At 34.3% G+C, this 20,183-nt stretch carries 22 protein-coding genes; 20 read left to right on the forward strand and 2 right to left on the reverse strand.

The genetic code is table 11. The features are described 5' to 3' along the window. The 3 genes from DCO46_RS22770 to DCO46_RS18050 all read left to right on the forward strand — a co-directional run. The coding region (locus DCO46_RS22770) for a hypothetical protein (RefSeq protein WP_165829004.1) at positions 1-1,539 on the forward strand (1,539 nt) is incomplete at its 5' end. A gap of 1 nt (position 1,540) precedes the next feature. Further along, the gene (locus DCO46_RS18045; protein WP_165829006.1) at positions 1,541-2,554 is read left to right on the forward strand and encodes a hypothetical protein; all 1,014 of its coding nucleotides are present in this window, start codon (positions 1,541-1,543) and stop codon (positions 2,552-2,554) included. 4 nt (positions 2,555-2,558) lie between these two features. Next, the gene (locus tag DCO46_RS18050; protein WP_116753887.1) at positions 2,559-3,587 is read left to right on the forward strand and encodes a hypothetical protein; all 1,029 of its coding nucleotides are present in this window, start codon (positions 2,559-2,561) and stop codon (positions 3,585-3,587) included. Positions 3,588-3,671: 84 nt separating this feature from the next. Here the strand turns inward: DCO46_RS18050 and DCO46_RS18055 are convergent, their stop codons facing one another. After that, the gene (locus DCO46_RS18055) at positions 3,672-4,070 is read right to left on the reverse strand and encodes a helix-turn-helix domain-containing protein (RefSeq protein ID WP_116753888.1); all 399 of its coding nucleotides are present in this window, start codon (positions 4,068-4,070) and stop codon (positions 3,672-3,674) included. Between the two features lie 139 nt (positions 4,071-4,209). Continuing rightward, positions 4,210-5,460: an NAD(P)/FAD-dependent oxidoreductase gene (locus DCO46_RS18060; RefSeq protein ID WP_116753889.1), complete on the reverse strand. Its 1,251-nt coding sequence runs from the start codon at positions 5,458-5,460 to the stop codon at positions 4,210-4,212. 101 nt (positions 5,461-5,561) lie between these two features. On the opposite strand from DCO46_RS18060, the gene hutH reads away from it, so the two are divergent. From hutH to DCO46_RS23085, 17 genes are all read left to right on the forward strand, one after another. Then, positions 5,562-7,082, forward strand: a complete 1,521-nt coding sequence (gene hutH, locus DCO46_RS18065; RefSeq protein WP_116753890.1) for a histidine ammonia-lyase — start codon at positions 5,562-5,564, stop codon at positions 7,080-7,082. 36 nt (positions 7,083-7,118) lie between these two features. Then, the gene (locus tag DCO46_RS18070; RefSeq protein WP_116753891.1) at positions 7,119-8,348 is read left to right on the forward strand and encodes a WG repeat-containing protein; all 1,230 of its coding nucleotides are present in this window, start codon (positions 7,119-7,121) and stop codon (positions 8,346-8,348) included. 101 nt (positions 8,349-8,449) lie between these two features. After that, positions 8,450-9,181 (forward strand): 3-oxoacyl-ACP reductase FabG, encoded by a 732-nt coding sequence (fabG, locus tag DCO46_RS18075; RefSeq protein ID WP_116753892.1) that lies wholly within the window; start codon positions 8,450-8,452, stop codon positions 9,179-9,181. Positions 9,182-9,247: 66 nt separating this feature from the next. Then, positions 9,248-10,471: a beta-ketoacyl-[acyl-carrier-protein] synthase family protein gene (locus tag DCO46_RS18080; protein ID WP_116753893.1), complete on the forward strand. Its 1,224-nt coding sequence runs from the start codon at positions 9,248-9,250 to the stop codon at positions 10,469-10,471. A gap of 4 nt (positions 10,472-10,475) precedes the next feature. Continuing rightward, positions 10,476-10,730 carry an acyl carrier protein gene (locus tag DCO46_RS18085; protein ID WP_116753894.1) on the forward strand — a complete coding sequence of 85 codons (255 nt, stop codon included), beginning with the start codon at positions 10,476-10,478 and terminating at the stop codon, positions 10,728-10,730. After that, positions 10,730-11,611: a lipid A biosynthesis acyltransferase gene (locus tag DCO46_RS18090; protein WP_116753895.1), complete on the forward strand. Its 882-nt coding sequence runs from the start codon at positions 10,730-10,732 to the stop codon at positions 11,609-11,611. The genes DCO46_RS18085 and DCO46_RS18090 overlap by 1 nt, the downstream gene beginning before the upstream one ends. A 131-nt stretch (positions 11,612-11,742) precedes the next feature. Further along, positions 11,743-12,645 (forward strand): hypothetical protein, encoded by a 903-nt coding sequence (locus DCO46_RS18095; protein WP_116753896.1) that lies wholly within the window; start codon positions 11,743-11,745, stop codon positions 12,643-12,645. A gap of 14 nt (positions 12,646-12,659) precedes the next feature. Beyond that, the gene (locus DCO46_RS18100) at positions 12,660-13,793 is read left to right on the forward strand and encodes a beta-ketoacyl-ACP synthase III (protein ID WP_116753897.1); all 1,134 of its coding nucleotides are present in this window, start codon (positions 12,660-12,662) and stop codon (positions 13,791-13,793) included. Beyond that, positions 13,793-14,221, forward strand: coding sequence for a hypothetical protein (locus DCO46_RS18105; protein ID WP_116753898.1), 429 nt, complete (start codon positions 13,793-13,795; stop codon positions 14,219-14,221). Before DCO46_RS18100 ends, DCO46_RS18105 begins: the two co-directional genes overlap by 1 nt. 7 nt (positions 14,222-14,228) lie before the next feature. Further along, on the forward strand, positions 14,229-14,696 hold the full coding sequence (locus tag DCO46_RS18110; RefSeq protein ID WP_116753899.1) for an ABC transporter permease: 468 nt from the start codon (positions 14,229-14,231) through the stop codon (positions 14,694-14,696). A 22-nt stretch (positions 14,697-14,718) separates the two neighbouring features. Further along, a complete protein-coding gene (locus DCO46_RS18115; protein WP_116753900.1) occupies positions 14,719-15,123 on the forward strand; it encodes a hypothetical protein in 405 nt (134 codons plus the stop codon). Further along, positions 15,123-16,121: a BtrH N-terminal domain-containing protein gene (locus DCO46_RS18120; RefSeq protein WP_116753901.1), complete on the forward strand. Its 999-nt coding sequence runs from the start codon at positions 15,123-15,125 to the stop codon at positions 16,119-16,121. The genes DCO46_RS18115 and DCO46_RS18120 overlap by 1 nt, the downstream gene beginning before the upstream one ends. A 60-nt stretch (positions 16,122-16,181) precedes the next feature. Next, a complete protein-coding gene (locus DCO46_RS18125; RefSeq protein ID WP_165829008.1) occupies positions 16,182-16,880 on the forward strand; it encodes an ABC transporter ATP-binding protein in 699 nt (232 codons plus the stop codon). Next, positions 16,870-18,153 carry an ABC transporter permease gene (locus DCO46_RS18130; protein ID WP_165829010.1) on the forward strand — a complete coding sequence of 428 codons (1,284 nt, stop codon included), beginning with the start codon at positions 16,870-16,872 and terminating at the stop codon, positions 18,151-18,153. Before DCO46_RS18125 ends, DCO46_RS18130 begins: the two co-directional genes overlap by 11 nt. Then, positions 18,128-18,577 (forward strand): acyl-CoA thioesterase, encoded by a 450-nt coding sequence (locus tag DCO46_RS18135; RefSeq protein WP_116753903.1) that lies wholly within the window; start codon positions 18,128-18,130, stop codon positions 18,575-18,577. The genes DCO46_RS18130 and DCO46_RS18135 overlap by 26 nt, the downstream gene beginning before the upstream one ends. A 154-nt stretch (positions 18,578-18,731) precedes the next feature. Beyond that, positions 18,732-19,868 (forward strand): beta-ketoacyl synthase N-terminal-like domain-containing protein, encoded by a 1,137-nt coding sequence (locus tag DCO46_RS18140; RefSeq protein WP_116753904.1) that lies wholly within the window; start codon positions 18,732-18,734, stop codon positions 19,866-19,868. Beyond that, a partial coding sequence (locus tag DCO46_RS23085; RefSeq protein ID WP_207784979.1) for a hypothetical protein occupies positions 19,868-20,183 on the forward strand: 316 nt, incomplete at its 3' end. The genes DCO46_RS18140 and DCO46_RS23085, both read left to right, overlap by 1 nt.

A 20,183-nucleotide genomic window follows, 5' to 3' on the forward strand; every position in this document is an offset into this window, starting at 1 on the left:
GAAAATAATTTCAAATATAAATTTGAAGACGATTACAGGCAATTTTTTACAGAATATATTTTACCCCTACCTGCTACAAAAGCCACGATACCGCTTGCGACCTGCAGTTATCAGCATATTATAAATATCGAATTACTTCCAGATGTGGCATGGGCATACCATTTCCAATATGACAAACCTGACGGAGGCTTTTTTAAGGATATTAAAATAAATATGCAAAGTGGTTTAAAAGAAGAATTAAAGTATGCAAAAAAGTATATTGATATAGCTGTAAAACTATCTTTTAATAATCCTCCGGATTTTATAAACAAAATAATTTCAGACCTGATTTCTGATTATTTAGAAAACTCCGCTAATCATTTTGGATTTGGTGTTCATGCCTATCATTCTTTTGATGAAAAACAGCAAAAACCTGCAGTTATCATGGATTATACCGCCAAATATAAGTGGATAGCCAGATCTCTGATTATTACCTGCGTTATTCTTTCTGTAATCATTGATGCTTTGATTCTCTATCTAACAAGAGGAAGAGGAGCAATTGCTACAAAAGCTGGACGAGTTGTAGCTTCTATAGATAAGTATGGCAACAAAGTAGCCATTATGGCTAAAAGAAAGGGGTTTGAATTAATAACTCCTAAAATAACAACCTACAGAGCACAGTACTACGAAAAACAACCCGATGGCAGAATTGCCTTTATACAAACTGAAAAAGTCTCGGCATTACCTTTATTTGGTTTACAGTATGAAGACAAACATACCTTAGGAAGCATTATTACAGATCTAACTGGAGTCTCAAAAGTATTTGATTATGCCAGAAAAGCCATGTCTATTTTTGGAAAAATAACCCTGCTTAAAAAAATTCAGGACAAACTAAACAAAGTACCAAAAGATCCTAACAAAATGCCAAGCCCAATTAACACAAACGATGTGAACAAAACTATTGACTGGCTTGAAGAAAGCATACAAAATAGTGTCGATGCATGGGCAAAAAAATTAGGTCAGGAACTCGAATTTATTTTAACCATAAAAGGAGAATATCAAGTCAATTATCAAGTATTTATAAATCATCTCACAGAAGCTGTAAATGTAAAAGACCAGTTAGAAAATTATGTAAACAACAGCAAAGCTATTATAGGCCGCAAAAAAGGAATCGACGCAGTAGCAACTTGCAAACTAAAAGCAGGTTACCATATAAAAACCGAATGGATCATGCGATATGCACCCGATTTTATACAAGGTGTTGTACCAGTAATAGACCATGAAACCAAGGTAGAGGGTCAAGCCGAAATACATGGAAGCTTATTTTACGAACGTAAATATTTTTATGAAAACCCAAAATCATACTATGTAGATAATGTTATTTTCTCTGGTATTGCGGGTAGTTTTTCTGGGAGTGTAGAAAAAAGAGACAAAAATAAAACTGACAAAAACAGCGATAAATCAATCCCTAACACCTCTTTTGTTCTAGTACAACCTTACGTTGTAAAAGGTGAAAAAATATACTTATTTGAAAAAGAAACAATTACTGAACCAAAATAATATGAAAAACTTTCTTATAACATTTTCACTTGCTATTTTATTTTCAGCTTGCGGAAAAGAGAATAAAAAACCCATAAATACAAAAATCATGAATATACAATATCCGGAAGTCAATGCTACAAATTTTGAACAAAAATTATCAAATGCAGTAAAACATTATGAAAAAGAACCTATGTATTTTATGCGTGTTAATAAAATAAATTGTTTAGTTGAAATTTTCGTAAATGACTATAGAGTACATAAAGATTATGAACTTTCCAATTACGCTACTCCACTGGAAATTAATGATGCAATACTAAAAAGCGGAGAACAGAAATTAACCTATCGTTTATACCCTGTTGGTGATTTAATAAAAGAAGAATATGGAGAGGGCGATACCGTTACCAAATTAACAAATAATACATCTATTTCAATCTCTATTATTAAAATGGATAATAATGGCGAAAAAAAATTAGAAGATGAAGAACTTGTTATCAAACATACAAGTCTCAATGATGTGAAAGGCAACTTTATCGCATCTGGTAAACCATATTACGAATTTACGTTTTCTTTTAATGCTTATGTTCCTTATGAAAACATTGGATGGTATAATGGGCAAGATTTAACCAAATTAGATCCAAAACTACTGGAGCAAAAAGCGGTAGAATTTTATAAAGAATATGGCAAAATATATCAAAACAAAGATCTTAACCTATTAGCACAATTAAGTTTTGGTGAAGAAAAAAGAAATGCCATTTCATTTTACAAAAGAGCATCTGACATTAATAAGCTCTGGAAAGAATATTTAAATGATATAAATGAAAATAATATCAAAATGTTACCTATCGAAAATTATAAAATGACATTTTGGGGTAATGGAAGAATCGTTTTTTTACAACTTAACTCACTGAACATAACTTATAGAGGTGGTGGAGCATTAATCCTTGACAGTGATGAATCAACTTATATGCCTAAAATACTATTATACTTACCCGAAGGCAAAAAACTCGAAGATGGTTTATATATGATAAATTAAGATTATGAAAAAACTATTTCTTTTAATTGGAGTTTTAATATTTGTTTTTGCATGCGGACAAGAAAAAAAACAATCAACAAACACAAACACTATGAATACCCAATATCCGGAAATTAATGCAAACAATTTCGAGCAAAGATTATACAATAGTATAAAATATTATGACAAACAGCCAATGTATTATATACGTATAAATAAAATCAACTGTGTTGTTGAAATTTTGATTAATGATTATAGGATGTATCGTGATTATGAACTTTCAAATTATGCCACTCCACTGGAAATAAATGACGCAATCCTAAAAAGTGGAGAACAAAAATTAACTTATCGTTTATATCCTGTAGGTGATTTAATAAAAGAAGAATATGGAGAGGGAGATACTGTCACAACCCTAACAAACAATACTGCTGTCTCAATCTCAATTATTAAAATGGATAATAATGGCGAGAAAAGACTCGAAGACGAAGAAGTAATTATAAAACATACAAGTCTAAACGATTCTAAAGGAAATTTTATTGCATCGGGCAAACCTTATTATGAATTTACGTTTTCCTTTAATGCTTATGTTCCCTACGAAAACGAAGGCTGGACAAAAGGACAAGATTTAACCAAATTAGATCAAAAATTACTAGAGCAAAAAGCTGTAGAATTTTACCGAGAGTATGGCAAAATATATAACAATAAAGATCTCACTTTATTAGCGCAACTAAATTTTGGAGAAGAAAAAAGAAATGCTATATCGTTGTATAAAAGAAAGGCTGATATAAATAAACTATGGGAAGAGTATCGTGATGATTTTAACAAAAAAAACATAAAAGTACTGCCTATAGAAAACTATAGAATTGTATTTTTTGGTAATGGTAAAATTGCATTTCTTCAATTAAATTCAATGGAATACCCATATAGAGGTAGCGGTGCTTTACGTATCGATTATGTCAATAAACGAAACAATGAAGCTGTTTTTATGCCCGGAATTTATTTGTACTTACCTGAAGGCAAAAAACTTGAAGATGGTTTATATATGATAAATTAAGATTATGAAAAAACTATTTCTTTTGAAGAAAAAAGAGGATACCAGATTGGTTCCTCTTTTTGTTTGATATATTTTATATAAAGTTTATTTCCCTTTCAGCAATTTTTCCAAATATTCAATTTTCTCTTTTTCAGATTGCACTAATCTTTCATATAATTCAACCACCTTATCAATTGGATTAAATGTTGGTTGATATTGAATATTTGAATTCATTGATGCATTATCATTATTATTGATTGTATTTCCAATAATATTAAATATTGCCTCTTCAGAAAAATTCTTAATAGCTTCAACACTTACACCAAGAGCTTTTGCAACCTGGATAAATTTTTCTTCATCCACATTTTCACTATTTTCCATAGCCGAAATAGCCTGTTGATTTGTTCCTAAAGCTTGCGCAAGGGCTTCTTGTTTCATGTCTTTTAATTCACGAATACGACTTATTTTTCGCCCTATATGGTTTGGTTTCATTACTGTACTCATAGCTCAAAAATAATAATTAAGAATAAAAATAGAATATGTATCATACATCATCGTAGTGTAAAATACGAATTTACACTTTCGATGAATAAATACCTGATAGAACAAAAATACAACTTTTCAGACAGAAAAAAAGCCCTGATTATTCAGGACTTTGTTCTTTTTGCATATTCAGTAAATACGCCATATTAGCTATAACATGATCATGTTTTTTTACAAAAGGATTTTCCTCATTCCAGACATAACCTGCCAGAACAGAACATATTTTTTCTTTTACATTAGGATTTTCCGGCTGATGGAAAAATAAAGTCTGAAGATTTCCGGTATACCATTCCTGCACATAAGTGGTAAAAACGGCAATACCGCGTTTCATGTATTGTGTAAATTCTACTTCCCAGTCAACAGGAATTCCCTGCGATTCTTTTAAGTATAATTTTGCTGCCAGCATTCCGGATTCGGTTGCAAAAGCTACACCTGAAGAAAATACCGGGTCTAAAAATTCAGAACTGTTTCCTGTTAAGGCAAAACCGTCTCCGTACATTCTTTTTACGGCTCTTGAATAATTTTCCAATTTAACCGGCTCGAATAAAAATTCGGTTCCCTTAAATCTTTTTATATAATAGTCAGAAAGCTGAATTGCATTGCGCAAAGCCTCTGCATTATCCTTATTTTCTGAAAGCGAATTAATGAAATCGGTCGGCCCTACAACTCCCAAACTTGTATTTCCGTTAGAAAACGGGATTACCCATAACCAAACTTCCGTTTCCAGAATATCAAACGAAATTTGAGTTCCTTCCTCGCCTTCTTCTCTGTTTATGTCTTTTACGTGCGTAAATATCGAAGAATGCGGATCTAATTTTGACGGCGTGTCCAAATCTAAAAGTCTTGGCAAAACACGTCCGTAGCCGCTGGAATCAATTATAAATTTAGCGTGGATTTCTTTTAGGTTCCCGTCTTTATCTTTTACTATCGTTTTTGAATTTTTCCCTTCAAAAGAAACTTCCAGAACTTCAGATTCAAATTCCAGATCAATTCCTTTTCTGATTATTTCCTGTGCCATTGTGTTGTCAAAATCGGCTCTTGGCACCTGCCAGGTCCAGTCCCAGCCTTCACCAAATTTTTTGCTGAAATCAAAAACACAAATTTCATCTTTTCTTATAAAACGCGCACCTAGTTTCTTTTCAAAATTCATAGCATCGAGACTTTCAAAGAGCTCGGCCTCAGCAAAATGATCCATGACCCTCGGTATAAGGCTTTCGCCAACCACAAGTCTTGGAAATTTTGTTTTTTCGACAACTTTTATCTTAACATTATTTTTATGAAGATAGGATGCAGAAACACATCCGGAAGGTCCTGCGCCTATGATTAAAACATCTACAAACTCCTGTGTCATATTAGAAATGTTATAATTTATTAACTTACATTTGCCATCATCAAAATAACTACATTTATTTTGATAAATAAAATTAAATTAGCACAATCAAAACCGATTTAATGAATACAATTAATGAATATTTAAGTTTAGCAGAATTCGAGTCTATTATCTTTGGAAATAATAAAGTGGTAGTCAGTGATGTTGTTTTAAACAGAGTAAATGAAAGCTTTAATTTCTTAAAAGAATTTTCAGGAAACAAAGTAATTTATGGCGTAAACACAGGTTTCGGGCCAATGGCTCAATACCGTATTAAAGAATCTGACCAGATCCAGTTGCAATATAATTTAATCAGAAGCCATTCATCAGGAACAGGAAAACCTTTGAGCCCTGTTTGTGCAAAAGCAGCAATTTTAGCAAGATTAAATACACTCTCTTTAGGTAATTCAGGCGTGCATCCGTCAGTTATTCATTTAATGGCAGAACTTATAAACAGAGATATTACGCCATTAATTTTTGAACACGGAGGAGTTGGTGCCAGTGGAGATTTAGTTCAACTATCACACCTTGCCCTGGTTTTGATTGGCGAAGGTGAAGTTTTTTATAAAGGAGAAAGAAGACCAACTCAGGAAGTTTTTGAAATTGAAGGTTTAAAACCAATTCAGGTAGAAATCAGAGAAGGTCTGGCTTTGATCAACGGAACTTCGGTTATGACCGGAATTGGAGTTGTAAATGTTCATCACGCGAATAAATTATTAGACTGGTCATTAAAAGCTTCTTGTGCTATTAACGAACTGGTTCAGGCGTATGATGATCATTTCTCAGCAGAATTAAACCAAACCAAACGTCATAAAGGACAACAGGAAGTGGCAGAAAGAATGAGAAAAAATCTTTCTGACAGTACTCTGATCCGCAAAAGGGAAGACCATTTATATTCCGGAGAAAATACAGAAGAAATTTTCAAGGAAAAAGTTCAGGAATATTATTCACTAAGATGCGTGCCTCAAATTTTGGGACCGGTCTTAGAAACCATAAACAATGTTGCTTCTATTTTAGAAGACGAATTTAACTCGGCAAATGACAATCCGATTATCGACGTAAAAAACAAACACGTTTACCACGGCGGAAATTTCCACGGAGATTATATTTCGCTTGAAATGGATAAATTAAAAATCGTTATTACCAAATTAACGATGCTGGCAGAACGTCAGCTAAATTATTTACTGAACTCAAAAATTAACGAAATCCTTCCTCCGTTTGTAAACTTGGGAACATTGGGATTTAATTTCGGAATGCAGGGCGTTCAGTTTACCGCAACTTCTACAACTGCAGAAAGCCAAATGTTATCTAACCCAATGTATGTTCACAGTATTCCGAATAACAATGATAATCAGGATATTGTAAGTATGGGAACAAATGCAGCGGTAATTACGTCAAAAGTAATCGAAAATGCCTTTGAAGTTTTGGCTATCGAGTTGATTACCATTGTTCAGGCAATTGATTATTTAGGGCAAAAAAATAAAATTTCGTCAGTAACTAAAAAATGGTACGACGATGTTCGAAATATCATTCCTGAATTTAAGGAAGATCAGGTCATGTATCCTTTTGTCCAAAAAGTAAAAGATCATCTGATCAATACTTAAGCTTCTATCACACATTATTAATTGAATTTTAAAATCATGAAAAAAACATTTATTTTTTTGTTTCTGCTATGTATTCAATTTGTTAATAGTCAAGAATTGGCATTAGTTAAAAAAAATTCCAAAATTGGATATATTTCCAAAGACGGATCTTTTAAGATTGAGCCTCAGTACAAATCTGCGAGAAGTTTTTCTGACGGTTTAGCCGCTGTCGAAAATGGAGGCAAATGGGGTTTTATTGATACAAAAGGAAGCTGGGTAATTCCGGCAGATTTTAAAGATGCTAAAGATTTTAACAGCGGAATAGCAATCGTACAAAAAGATAAAGAGTGGGTTTATATCAATACAAAAGGAGAGATTCAAAAAGCTCCCGCTTCTGATAAATTATTTGATTTTAATAATGGTGTTGCTTTTATCAGACAAAATAATAAAGTTGGATTAATCAACAACAAAATGGCCGTTGTTCTGGAACCAAAATACGATCAGATCAAACCTTTTGAAAATGGTTTTGCCAGAGTTGAATTGAACAAAAACTGGGGAATTATAAACACTGAAGGAAAAGAACTGGTTGAAACTGCTTATTCTGAAATCGGCAATTATTTTAAAAACACAACCTGGGCCAGAAAAGATAAAACTTTCGGTCTTGTTAGTGCCGGTAAATTTATTCCTGTTGATGGTGCCGAAAAAATATATGATTTTGATACGCAGGATCTGACTTTTGCCAAAAAGAACGGAAAAATCGGATTCATTGACTTAAAAGGAAACTGGGCGATTCTCCCAATTTATGATAAAGCAAGAGCTTTTTCTAAAAATTTAGCCCCTGTTTGTATCGGTTCAAAATGGGGATATATTAACCCAAAAGCAGAATTTATCATTCCGCCAACGTACAGCGATGCAGAAGTTTTCAGTTCAAATGGTTTAGCCCCTGTAAAAGAAAGTAACTGGGGTTTTATTAATGAAACCGGAAAATTAGTAATCCCAACCCAATACGGCATTACCGCAAACGGATTTGTAATTGCTCTTTTTGTGCAGCAGGACAAAGGTTTTATTAATGGTATTGCCCGTGTAAAAAATGAAGGAAAATGGGGTTTTCTTAAACCTGACGGAACTGTTCTGGGCAACCAGTGGTTTGAAAATGCGGAATTATTTTCAAAATCAGAAAAAAATTATACTGCTGAAATTGCTGCTGAAAAACCAAAACAGGAAACGAAACAAGAAGCTAAACCAACTGCAAAAACAGTAAAGAAAACAGCTGGCAAAAAGAAGTAAAAATAAATGTACATAAATGAAGTCATTCTTTATAAAAACTGCGTGAGCAAACCTATAAAGCGATATCATTTTATGACCTATAAAAAATAAAACCTGCATAGATGAAATGTGTATTAGTAACAGGCGGTTCAAGAGGAATTGGAAGTGCTATTTGTAAAAAATTAGCCGTTGAGGCCGATTATCATATTTTGATTAATTATCACTCTAATAAAACTGCTGCCGAAGAAACACTTCAGGAAATTCAGAAATTAGGAGCGTCCGGAGAAATTTTAGGTTTCGATGTTTCTAGTTTTGATGACGTACAAAACACTTTAACCAAATGGCAGGAAGCCAATCCTGACGCCATTGTTGAAGCAATTGTAAACAATGCCGGTATTACAAAAGATGGCCTTTTTATGTGGATGACTCCCGAAGACTGGAACGGCGTTGTAAATACAAGTCTGAACGGTTTCTTTAATGTAACACAGTTTTTCATTCAGAAAATGCTGCGTAATAAATATGGCCGAATAGTAAACATGGTTTCTGTATCGGGTGTAAAAGGAACAGCCGGACAAACTAACTATTCTGCTGCAAAAGGGGCAATTGTGGCGGCGACAAAAGCATTGGCCCAGGAAGTTGCCAAAAGAAACATTACGGTAAATGCAGTGGCGCCAGGTTTTATCAGAACCGATATGACCAGCCAGTTAGACGAGAAAGAATTACTAAAACTTATTCCGGTGAATCGTTTTGGAGAAGCAGAAGAAGTTGCAGATTTGGTAAGCTTTTTGATTTCTAAAAAAGCAAGTTACATTACAGGCGAAATTATCAATATAAACGGAGGAATATATTCTTAAAAAATTAGCCATTAGATGAATATTAAAAATTACATTTAATGGATTAAAAAATTACTTTGAAAGACGATGAATAAGAGAGTTGTAATTACTGGAATGGGAATTTATTCTTGTATCGGAACTTCTTTAGATGAAGTAAAGGAATCCTTATATCATGGAAAATCCGGAATTCAGTTTGATCCTGAAAGGAAAGAATTTGGCTATCAGTCTGCCTTAACCGGAATAGTTCCTAAAGTTGATCTGAAAAATTTACTGAACCGCAGACAGCGTATGAGCATTGGTGAAGAAACCGAATTTGCTTATATGGCAACAATTGAGGCACTTAAAAACGCGAATATCGACGATGCTTTTTTTGAAAACCGCGAAGTGGGAATTATGTATGGTAATGACAGTGTTTCTAAAGCTATTGTTGATGCTACAGATATTGTCCGCGAGAAAAAAGACACTGCTTTAATTGGTTCAGGAGCCATTTTCAAATCGATGAATTCTACCGTTACCATGAATTTATCTACTATATTTAAACTTAGAGGAATCAATCTGACCGTAAGTGCAGCCTGCGCAAGTGGCTCACATTCTATCGGACTGGCCTATTTTTTAATAAAAAGTGGTTTCCAGGACATTATTATCTGCGGAGGTTCGCAGGAAACCAACAAATACTCCATGAGCAGTTTTGATGGTCTAGGCGTTTTTTCTAATCGTGAAAACGACCCTGAAAAAGCTTCAAGACCTTTTGATTCAGGACGTGACGGATTAATTCCGAGTGGCGGCGGCGCTACTTTAATCTTAGAAAGCTATGAATCAGCAATTGCCCGGGGCGCCAATATTATAGCAGAAGTTGCCGGTTATGGATTTTCATCAAACGGAGGGCATATTTCGACTCCAAATGTAGAAGGTCCCTCTATTGCAATGCAAAGAGCACTTGACGATGCAAACCTGAAACCATCAGACATTGGCTATATAAATGCGCACGCGACTTCAACTCCGGTTGGAGATGCAAACGAAGCAAAAGCAATTTTTGAAGTTTTTGGTAAAGAAAATCCTCACATTAGTTCTACAAAATCCATGACAGGACACGAATGCTGGATGGCCGGAGCAAGCGAAATAATTTACTCTATAATTATGATGCAGCACGATTTTATTGCCCCTAACATTAATTTGGAAAACCCGGATGAAGACGCTTCGAAATTAAATTTAGTTAAAACTACGTTAAACAAAAAATTTGACATATTTTTGTCCAATTCCTTCGGGTTTGGAGGAACCAACTCTGCGTTGGTAGTTAAAAAGTTTAAATGAAGTGATGAATAAAGAAGAAATAATAGAAAGAATTAATGGTTTTTTGGTTGAGGAATTTGAGGTTGACGGCGATGATATTGAACCAAACGCTAATTTAAAAGATACACTGGGTTTAGATAGTTTAGATTATGTAGATTTAGTGGTTTCTATTGAATCTAATTTTGGTGTAAAACTGGTAGAGGCTGATTTTGTCGGAATCGCTACTTTTCAAAATTTCTATGACCTCATTGAGGCTAAATTAAAAGCTAAAACTGCTTAATGAACCAATGGGATGGTAAATCAAAAGGTACCGTTTTAGGCTATAGAATATTTGTTTTTTTAATAAAAAAAGCGGGTATCAAATCAGCATATGTTTTACTTTATTTTGTTGCCTCCTATTATTTTTTATTCCTGAAGAAAAGCAATCGCGTCATTTTTTATTATTTCAAAGAAAGACTCGGATATTCCTATTTTAAATCCAAAAAAATGGTTTTCAGAAGTTATTATACTTTTGGACAAACTATTATTGACAAAATTTCTATTTCTGCAGGAATGCGAAACAGGTTCACTTATGAATTTGACGGAATAGAAATTCTGAAAAATCTTTTAGCCGAAAAAAAAGGCGGTGTTTTGATCAGTGCACATGTTGGGAATTTTGAAATCGCCGAACATTTTCTTGGCGATATAGACCTTGATTTTCAAATCAATCTTGTGACCACCGATTTAGAACATTCAGATATTAAAAAATATCTCGAAACAATCACTCAGAAACCTACCGTAAAGTTTATTATTATCAAAGACGACCTGTCTCATATTTTTGAGATCAATGCGGCTTTGGCAAACAATGAACTGGTTTGTTTTACGGGAGACCGCTACTTTGAAGGCACCAAATCTCTTTCTGAAAAAATGCTGAACGAAGAGGCACACTTCCCGGCTGGTCCATTCTTGATTGCTTCCCGATTAAAAGTTCCGGTTGTTTTTGTTTATGTAATGAAAGAACCAAATTTGCACTATCATTTGTATGCCAGAGAAGCAACCGTGAAACATCGCGATGAAAAAGGGCTCCTCAAAGAATATACACAAAGTGTAGAAAACATCCTGTATAAGTACCCTCTGCAATGGTTCAATTATTTTGATTTCTGGAACCACTTTAAGTCATAAATTTCTTTGGCCCGTAAAATCTTCGGAAAGATTCTTTTTTCCTGAAAACAACAATACGTAAACGAATCTTAAAATCAAAAGCCGTTAAAAAAAAATACTTATTTTTGCTTTCCACCAAAGACTAAACCTAAATGAAAAATGTTCTTGTTATTTATTATTCCCAATCCGGACAATTAGAATCGATTGCAAAAAATATCGCAAAACCATTCTTAAATTCTGATGAAATAAATGTAACTTTTCACGAAATACAGTTAGAAAAACCATTTCCGTTTCCGTGGGACAAAAATTCATTTTTTGATGCATTTCCGGAGTCTTTTCTACAAATTCCAAGAGAATTAAAACCAGTTCCGGAAGAAATATTAAATACAAAATTTGACTTAATATTATTTCATTATCAGGTATGGTATTTGTCACCTTCTATTCCGATAAATTCATTTTTGAAAAGTGATTCCGGAAAAAAAATATTGAACAATACGCCTGTAATAACCATCAGTGGTTCAAGAAACATGTGGATTATGGCGCAGGAAAAAATCAAAGTTTTATTAAAAGAAGCTAATGCACAATTGGCTGGAAATGTAGCTTTGGTTGACCGTGTCGGAAATTTGATTAGTGTCATTACAATTGTAGAATGGATGTTTTCAGGGGTTAAGAAAAAATATTTGGGCATTTTTCCGCTTCCCGGAGTTTCAGACAAGGATATTCAGGAATCGGATAAGTTTGGAGAAGCAATGCTTTCTGATTTTAAACAAAACACATTAGGTGATTTACAGCCAAAATTAGTAGCACTTGGCGGGGTGTATATAAGTTCGTATCTGGTTACTGTAGATAAAACGGCGAATAAAATTTTCAATAAATGGTCAAACCTTATTTATAAAAATCAAAAAAACAGAAAAACACTTCTTAAAGTATTTAATGTTTATTTATTCCTCGCGATATGGTTAATCTCACCAATAGTATATATATTGCACCTTATTACATATCCCATTAAGTTAAAAACCATAAAAAGAGAAACTCAATATTATCAGGGAGTTTAGAAGGAAATTAGATTATGTTTGAAGTATATATTACCAAAGCTGCAAAATATTTGCCCAATGAAGTTGTGTCAAATGAGGAAATGGAAGATTTTCTGGGCCTTATCAATGATACTGCTTCAAAAGCAAGACGTATTATTTTGCGCAATAATAAAATTACAGGCCGATATTACGCAGTAGATAAAACAGGAAAAAGCACTCACAGTAATGCCGAATTAACCCGAAATGCTGTCGAACAATTATTTGATAAAAACTTCACAGCCCAGGATCTTGAAGTACTTTCCTGCGGAACCTCAACACCAGATGTTTTTCTTCCTTCGCATGCAGCTATGGTACATGGTTTACTAAAAAATAAATCGGTTGAGTTAAACTCATCAACCGGAGTTTGCTGTGCCGGAATGAATTCGCTGAAATTTGGCTTTCTTTCCGTAAGATCAGGAAATTCAAAAAATGCTGTCTGCACAGGATCTGAAAAAGTATCGACCTGGCTTTTAGCCCAAAAATACAATCACGAAACAACGAATCTGAAAAACCTTGAAGAACAGCCTATTATTGCTTTCAAAAAAGATTTTTTACGTTGGATGCTCTCTGATGGAGCCGGTGCTTTTTTACTGGAAAACAAACCGAAAGGTGAAATTTCATTAAAAATAGAATGGATGGAAGCTTTTTCATATGCTTATGAATTAGAGACCTGCATGTACGCCGGAGGTGACAAATTAGAAAACGGTGAAATCAAATCCTGGAGTGATTATGCTCCGGAAGAATGGTTAAACGAATCTGTTTTTGCTATAAAACAAGATGTAAAATTACTGGACGAATTTATACTTTCTAAAGGAGCTGAAAGCATGAAAGCCGCCATGGATAAAAACAATGTTACATCAGATGATATCACATATTTTATTCCTCACGTTTCTTCTAACTTTTTTGTCGAAGGCCTGAAAAAAGGTTTAACAGAAAAAGGAATCGGAATGAGCGATGAGAAATGGTTCATGAATCTTTCGAGAGTGGGTAATGTTGGTTCTGCTTCTATTTATCTGGCTTTAGAAGAATTAATGAATTCAGGAAATTTGAAAAAAGGTGAAAAAATCCTTTTATCTGTTCCGGAAAGCGGAAGATTCTCTTTTGCCTATGCTTATTTAACCGTTTGCTAATGGAAATATCTTTACTGGATAAAGAAGCTGTCGAGAATTTACTGCCACAAAAGTTTCCTTTTGTAATGGTGGATAAAATGTATTCGTTTACCGAAACGACACTGGTTTCGGGTTTAAAAATTCAAAACGACAACCTCTTTTCTGATAATAATATTTTTCTGGAAGCAGGTTTAATAGAACATATGGCGCAGTCTGTAGCATTACATACAGGCTATGAATTTTTTCTAAGAAATGAAAAAGCGCCTACGGGTTATATTGGTTCTATAAAAGAAATTGAAATCAAAAAATTACCAAAAATCAACGATACGATTCAGTCAACAGTAACTATTATCCAGGAATTTGCCGGAATTACTTTGGTTGATATCGTAACGACTTTAAACAATGAAGAAATTGCTAACGGACAGATGAAAACCGTTATAGCTAAATAATATTTGTATGAGAACTGCTGTTGATATTCAGAATTACCTGCCACACAGAGCACCGCTGCTTATGGTGGATTTGATTTTGAATATAGAAGCCAGTTTTGTAGAAACTGTTTTCCTGATAAGAGAAGATAATATTTTTGTCAGCAATGGGGTGTTTGTCGAAGCTGGTTTAATAGAAAACACAGCACAGACCTGTTCTGCCATAGTCGGAAAAAAATATTTTTTTGATGAGAACGGATCAGAAAACCAGGACGTAAATATAATTGGTTTTATAAGTGCCATAAAAAACCTCAAAATACACGAGCTGCCAAAAGCTTACGATACGATTATAACCAGAGCAAACCTGGTTTCTAAATTTGATGGCGGCGATTATACTTTATGTACAATGAGCTGCGAAAGCTTTCTCGGAGAAAAAACACTTTTAGAGTGCGAAATTAATTTGTTTATTCAAAAGACGATTTCGGCTATATTAAAATAATTCCACTCGAAAACAAACCGTTATGGAAAAAGAAAATGTACCTCAGGACAAAAGCAACTTAACAAAAAACAACGTAAAAGAGCTTTTATACGCAACTGACGAAAATGGCAATTACACCACAACGTTAAGTACAGGATGGGAACCTAAAACAATTGCCCTTTCTAATTCAATAGAAGAAATAAACGAGCGAATTGCCGAAGCCAGACAACAGGTTTTAAATGGCGAAGTAAGCCCGGTTGTTTATTTTATGGAAGTCAACAAAATGGACCTTACGATTTTGGCAAGTTATGTCGGAATGTGGAAATGGCGTGTAAAAAAGCATTTTAAACCGAAAAATTTTGCTACCTTAAGTGATAAAATTTTACAGAAATATGCTGACGCTTTTGAAATTTCAATAGCCGAACTAAAAAATATCAAAACAGAATAATGCAGCTAAATTTTACACACCATCAATCTGCTCACTGTGAAAACGGGGTGGCTTCGAATTTGTTAAAAAACAGCGGACTGAATATCAGCGAACCAATGGTTTTTGGTATTGGTTCCGGACTTTTCTTCGTGTATCTTCCTTTTATAAAAGTAAATCATGCTCCCGCAATCAGTTACAGAACTTTGCCCGGGCAAATCTTTAATAAACTGGCAAGCCGTTTAAATTTAAAAATAAAAAGACAAAAATTTTCTTCTGTTTCAAATGCCAATGCTGCACTTGATGCAAATTTAAAAAACAATATTCCTACGGGATTACAGGTTGGGGTTTATCATCTGAGTTATTTTCCTGATGAATACCGTTTCCATTTTAATGCACACAACCTGGTAGTGTATGGTAAAACCGAAACAGATTATCTGGTAAGTGATCCGGTGATGGAAACTGTGACGACTTTAACCCATGACGAATTAGACAAAGTACGTTTTGCAAAAGGTGCTTTTGCTCCCCGCGGACAAATGTATTATCCGATTCAGATTCCGGAAACTGTCGATTTCAAAAGTGCCATTATTAAAGGAATTAAAAATACATGCCGCGATATGTTGGCACCAATGCCAATTGTTGGTGTACGCGGAATCAAATTTGTATCGAGACAAATTAGAAAATGGCCATTAAAACATGGTACAAAAAAAGCCAATCATTACCTGGCACAAATGGTTCGTATGCAGGAAGAAATTGGAACCGGAGGCGGTGGTTTCCGTTTTATTTATGCTGCTTTTTTACAGGAAGCTTCGGTTATTTTAAATAATGAAGAACTAAAAACACTTTCTAAAGAAATGACTCAAATTGGAGATTCATGGAGAGATTTTGCTGTTGAGGCTTCGAGGATTTATAAAAACAGAAGTGCCAAAGAAGATGCTTACAACACTATTGCCGATGAACTTCTGGACATTGCCAACAGAGAAGAAATCTTTTTTAAGAAATTAAAAAAAGCAATAAGCTAAATTATTTTGAATCCCATTATTAAAATAGAATCCCTTTCGAAAAAGTACAAAAATGCAGAAATGTATTCCTTGAACGATTTTTCGTTAAACATATACGAAGGCCAGATTTTTGGTTTACTGGGCCCAAACGGTGCCGGAAAAACAACTCTTATTTCTATGCTTTGCGGTTTGATAAAACCAAGCTCGGGTCATTTTACTATTTATGATCTGAACTATGCCAGTCATTCTAAAAAAATCAAAAAAATAATTGGTGTTGTGCCACAGGAATATGCCCTATACCCAACATTGACTGCCAGGGAAAACCTGCATTATTTTGGAAGTATGTACGGCTTAAGAGGAGCAGATTTAAAAGACAAAGTGATTGAAACTTTAGATCTTTTAGGACTGTTGAAATTTGCAGACAAACGTATCGAAACTTTCTCAGGCGGAATGAAACGAAGAGTAAATCTGATTGCCGGAATTCTGCACAATCCGAAAGTTTTGTTTTTGGACGAACCAACGGTTGGTGTTGATGTCCAGTCAAAAAATGCCATAATTGATTATCTAAAAGTCTTAAACCAAAACGGAACAACGATTATTTACACTTCCCATCATTTGGCTGAAGCCGAAGATTTTTGTTCAAATATTGCCATTTTGGACCAGGGCAGGATTTTTGCAGAAGGATCACCGGAAGGTTTAATTCATTCAACAAAAGAAGCCCGAAATCTCGAAGATGTTTTTATTTCATTAACCGGTAAAGAGTTAAGAGATGATTTATAAAATTTGGATGTCGGTTGTAAAGGAATTTCTTTTACTAAAAAGAGATTTAGGCGGATTGATTATTTTATTTATCATGCCTCTGGTTTTGGTTATTACTGTTACTTTGATTCAGGACAGTACTTTTAAAAAAGTTACCGATTCTAAAATCCCCATTTTACTGGTAGATAAAGATCATGGTTCTGTTTCTAAAACCGTTTTTGACAATTTAGAAAAAAGCAGTTTGTTTACTGTTGTTACGCAAATTGATGATAAACCCATTACGGAAGAAATTGCACGAGAAGCTGTTTACAAAGGAAAATTTCAACTGGCAATTGTAATTCCGCAAAATTTAAGTACCGATTTACAGGCCAAAATTGACCAGAATGTCGAGAAAATTGTCAGCAGTATGGGATTGACAGACAGTTCGGCAATAGCTCAGCCTTCCAGAATAATCAAAGAAAAAGAAGTGAAACTGTATTTTGATCCGGCGGTTCAGATGAGTTTCAAAAATGCTGTGATGAATTCGATTGACAAAATGATTTCGCAGATCGAAACCAAATCCATTTACACAACTTTTCAAAATCAATTAGGCGATGGAACCAGTTCATTCGAACAAAAGAGCTTTATTACTTTTAAGGAAATCATTCCAAAAATAAACAACAAGGAAGTCCTTCCAAATTCGGTACAGCACAATGTTCCGGCCTGGACACTTTTTGCAATATTTTTTATTGTAATTCCGTTGTCTATCAATATCGTAAAAGAAAAATCACAAGGGACTTTTGTCCGGTTATTAACCAATCCGGTTTCGAATCTGATTGTTATTATCGGAAAAACGATTACTTACGGTGTAATCTGTATGATTCAGTTTTATATGATGGTTGCCGTTGCCGTTTTTCTGTTTCCGCATATTGGTCTGCCTTCTTTAAATATCGAAGGACATTTGCTTTTAATGAGTGTAGTTGCGTTATTTTCTGGTTTTGCCGCAATCGGATTCGGAATTTTGTTAGGAACAATTGCCAGCACACAGGAACAATCGGCTCCTTTTGGTGCAACGAGTGTTATCATTCTGGCAGCAATTGGCGGTGTTTGGGTTCCTGTTTTTGCCATGCCGAAAATCATGCAGATAATCGCAAAATCATCACCAATGAACTGGGGATTAGAGGCTTTCTACGATGTTTTATTACGCAACGTATCATTATTAGAAATCATTCCCAAAATAAGTTTATTGTTTTTATTTTTTATAATTACAACCAGTATCGCATTATTTTATGACAAGAAAAAAAGAACAGTTTAACGAGGCGACTGATTTGACCGTTTTACATGAAATCAGGATTCGTTTTAACGAAACGGACCCGCTTGGAATCGTTTGGCATGGCAACTATATAACTTATTTTGAGGATGGAAGAGAAGCTTTTGGCCGCCAGCACGGACTGACCTATCTTGATATTGCCAAAACCGGCTACACTACCCCAATTGTAAAATCAAAATGTGAACATAAATTATCCCTTCGTTATGGCGATGTGGTAACGATAGAAACAACAGTTGTAGATACGCCTGCCGCCAAAATGATTTATCGTTTTAAAATTATTGACGACAAAGGAGAAATTGCCTGCACGGGTGAAACAACTCAGGTTTTTTTGGATAAAGACGGGAATTTAATGCTGACAAATCCTCCTTTTTATGAAGAATGGAAGCGAAAAGTTGGATTGTTAATGTAAAACACGGATTGCACTAATTTTCACGAATTAAAAATAAAATACTCTGTGTAAACCTGCTTAATCTGTAAAATCTTCGAGCCATTTTTTAAGACAAGCTTTAAAACAAATACCTACAAGGTTTAAAAACCTTGCAGGAGAAAATGAGAATCATAAAATGTTAAAAGAAATATACATCACAGAAACGAATTGTATCACTCCTTTAGGCTTTGATGTCGAATCAAACATTGAAGCGATTCTTCGTGGTGATTCGGGTATTCAGCTTCACAATGATATTTCTCTGATGCCGGTTTCTTTTTATGCTTCGGTTATTAGCGATGAAAAAATAAACAGTGTCTTTTCAAAAATCAGTACTGAAACAAAATATTCCCGTTTGGAAAAAATGATGATTTTGGCTTTAGAGCCTGTTATCAAAAATTCAGGAGTTGAATTAAACTCCAAAACAGCTTTTATACTTTCAACCACAAAAGGAAATATTACAGCTTTAAAAGAGGATTCTGAAGAAGGTTTTAATAACGCCTATTTAGATGTTTTGGCAAAAAATGTTTCCGATTTCTTCGGATTTACAACACAGCCAATCATCGTTTCTAATGCCTGTGTTTCTGGAATTTTAGCCGTTTCAATTGCAAAAAGAATGATTCAGTCAGAACTTTATGATAACATTTTTGTTGTGGCAGGCGACGAAGTTTCTGAATTTGTCTTGTCCGGTTTTAATGCGTTTCAGGCTATGAGCGATCTGCCTTGTAAACCCTATTCGAAAAACAGAACCGGAGTAAGTCTGGGCGAAGCAACCGCAGCTGTTTTAGTTTCGGCAAATCCGGCAACTGCAAAAATAAAAGTGATTGGTGACAGCTCTATAAACGATGCGAATCATATTTCGGGTCCGTCAAGAACGGGCGAAGGTTTGTTCAGAAGTATTCAGAATGCTTTAAAAGAAGCTCAAATTGAAATTGATAAACTCGATTATATTTCAGCCCACGGAACAGCAACTCCGTTTAACGACGAAATGGAAGCGATTGCACTTAACCGTTTAGGATTACAAAATGTTCCTGTGAATAGTTTAAAAGGATTTTACGGTCATACATTAGGTGCTTCGGGATTATTAGAGACCGTAATTGCGATAGAATCTGCTAATCGAAATATGCTTTTTGAATCAAAAGGATTTGATGAAATTGGGGTTAGTGAAACTATTAATGTTATTGAAAAAAACAAACAAGCAAGTATTCAATTTTTTCTGAAAACAGCTTCTGGATTTGGCGGTTGTAATACGGCGGTTGTTTTTGAGAAAGTGTAATGAGAAAATTGAAGGACTTAAATATTAAAAAAAGTATAGAAAAAAATAAACTAGTTTATTCTGAAGATTGGTTTGAAAAATTTGGTGCAATAGTTCTTTATTTATTTTTTAGCTGGGGATTTGTTTTACCTTTTTTAGTTTATTTTAATCCATATCGGGATCGTTCAGAAACCGGAACTGAATATTATTTACTATTTGCTTTTAGCATTTTTTTCGCTTATTCAATTTATCGAAAAGCAACTGAAAAATATCTTACGAAAATTGAAAGTTCCTACGAGGCCGAAAAAAACAAGGCAATTATCACTGATTATTGCG

Source organism: Flavobacterium sp. HTF, from assembly GCF_003105115.1.
GTDB lineage: Bacteria > Bacteroidota > Bacteroidia > Flavobacteriales > Flavobacteriaceae > Flavobacterium.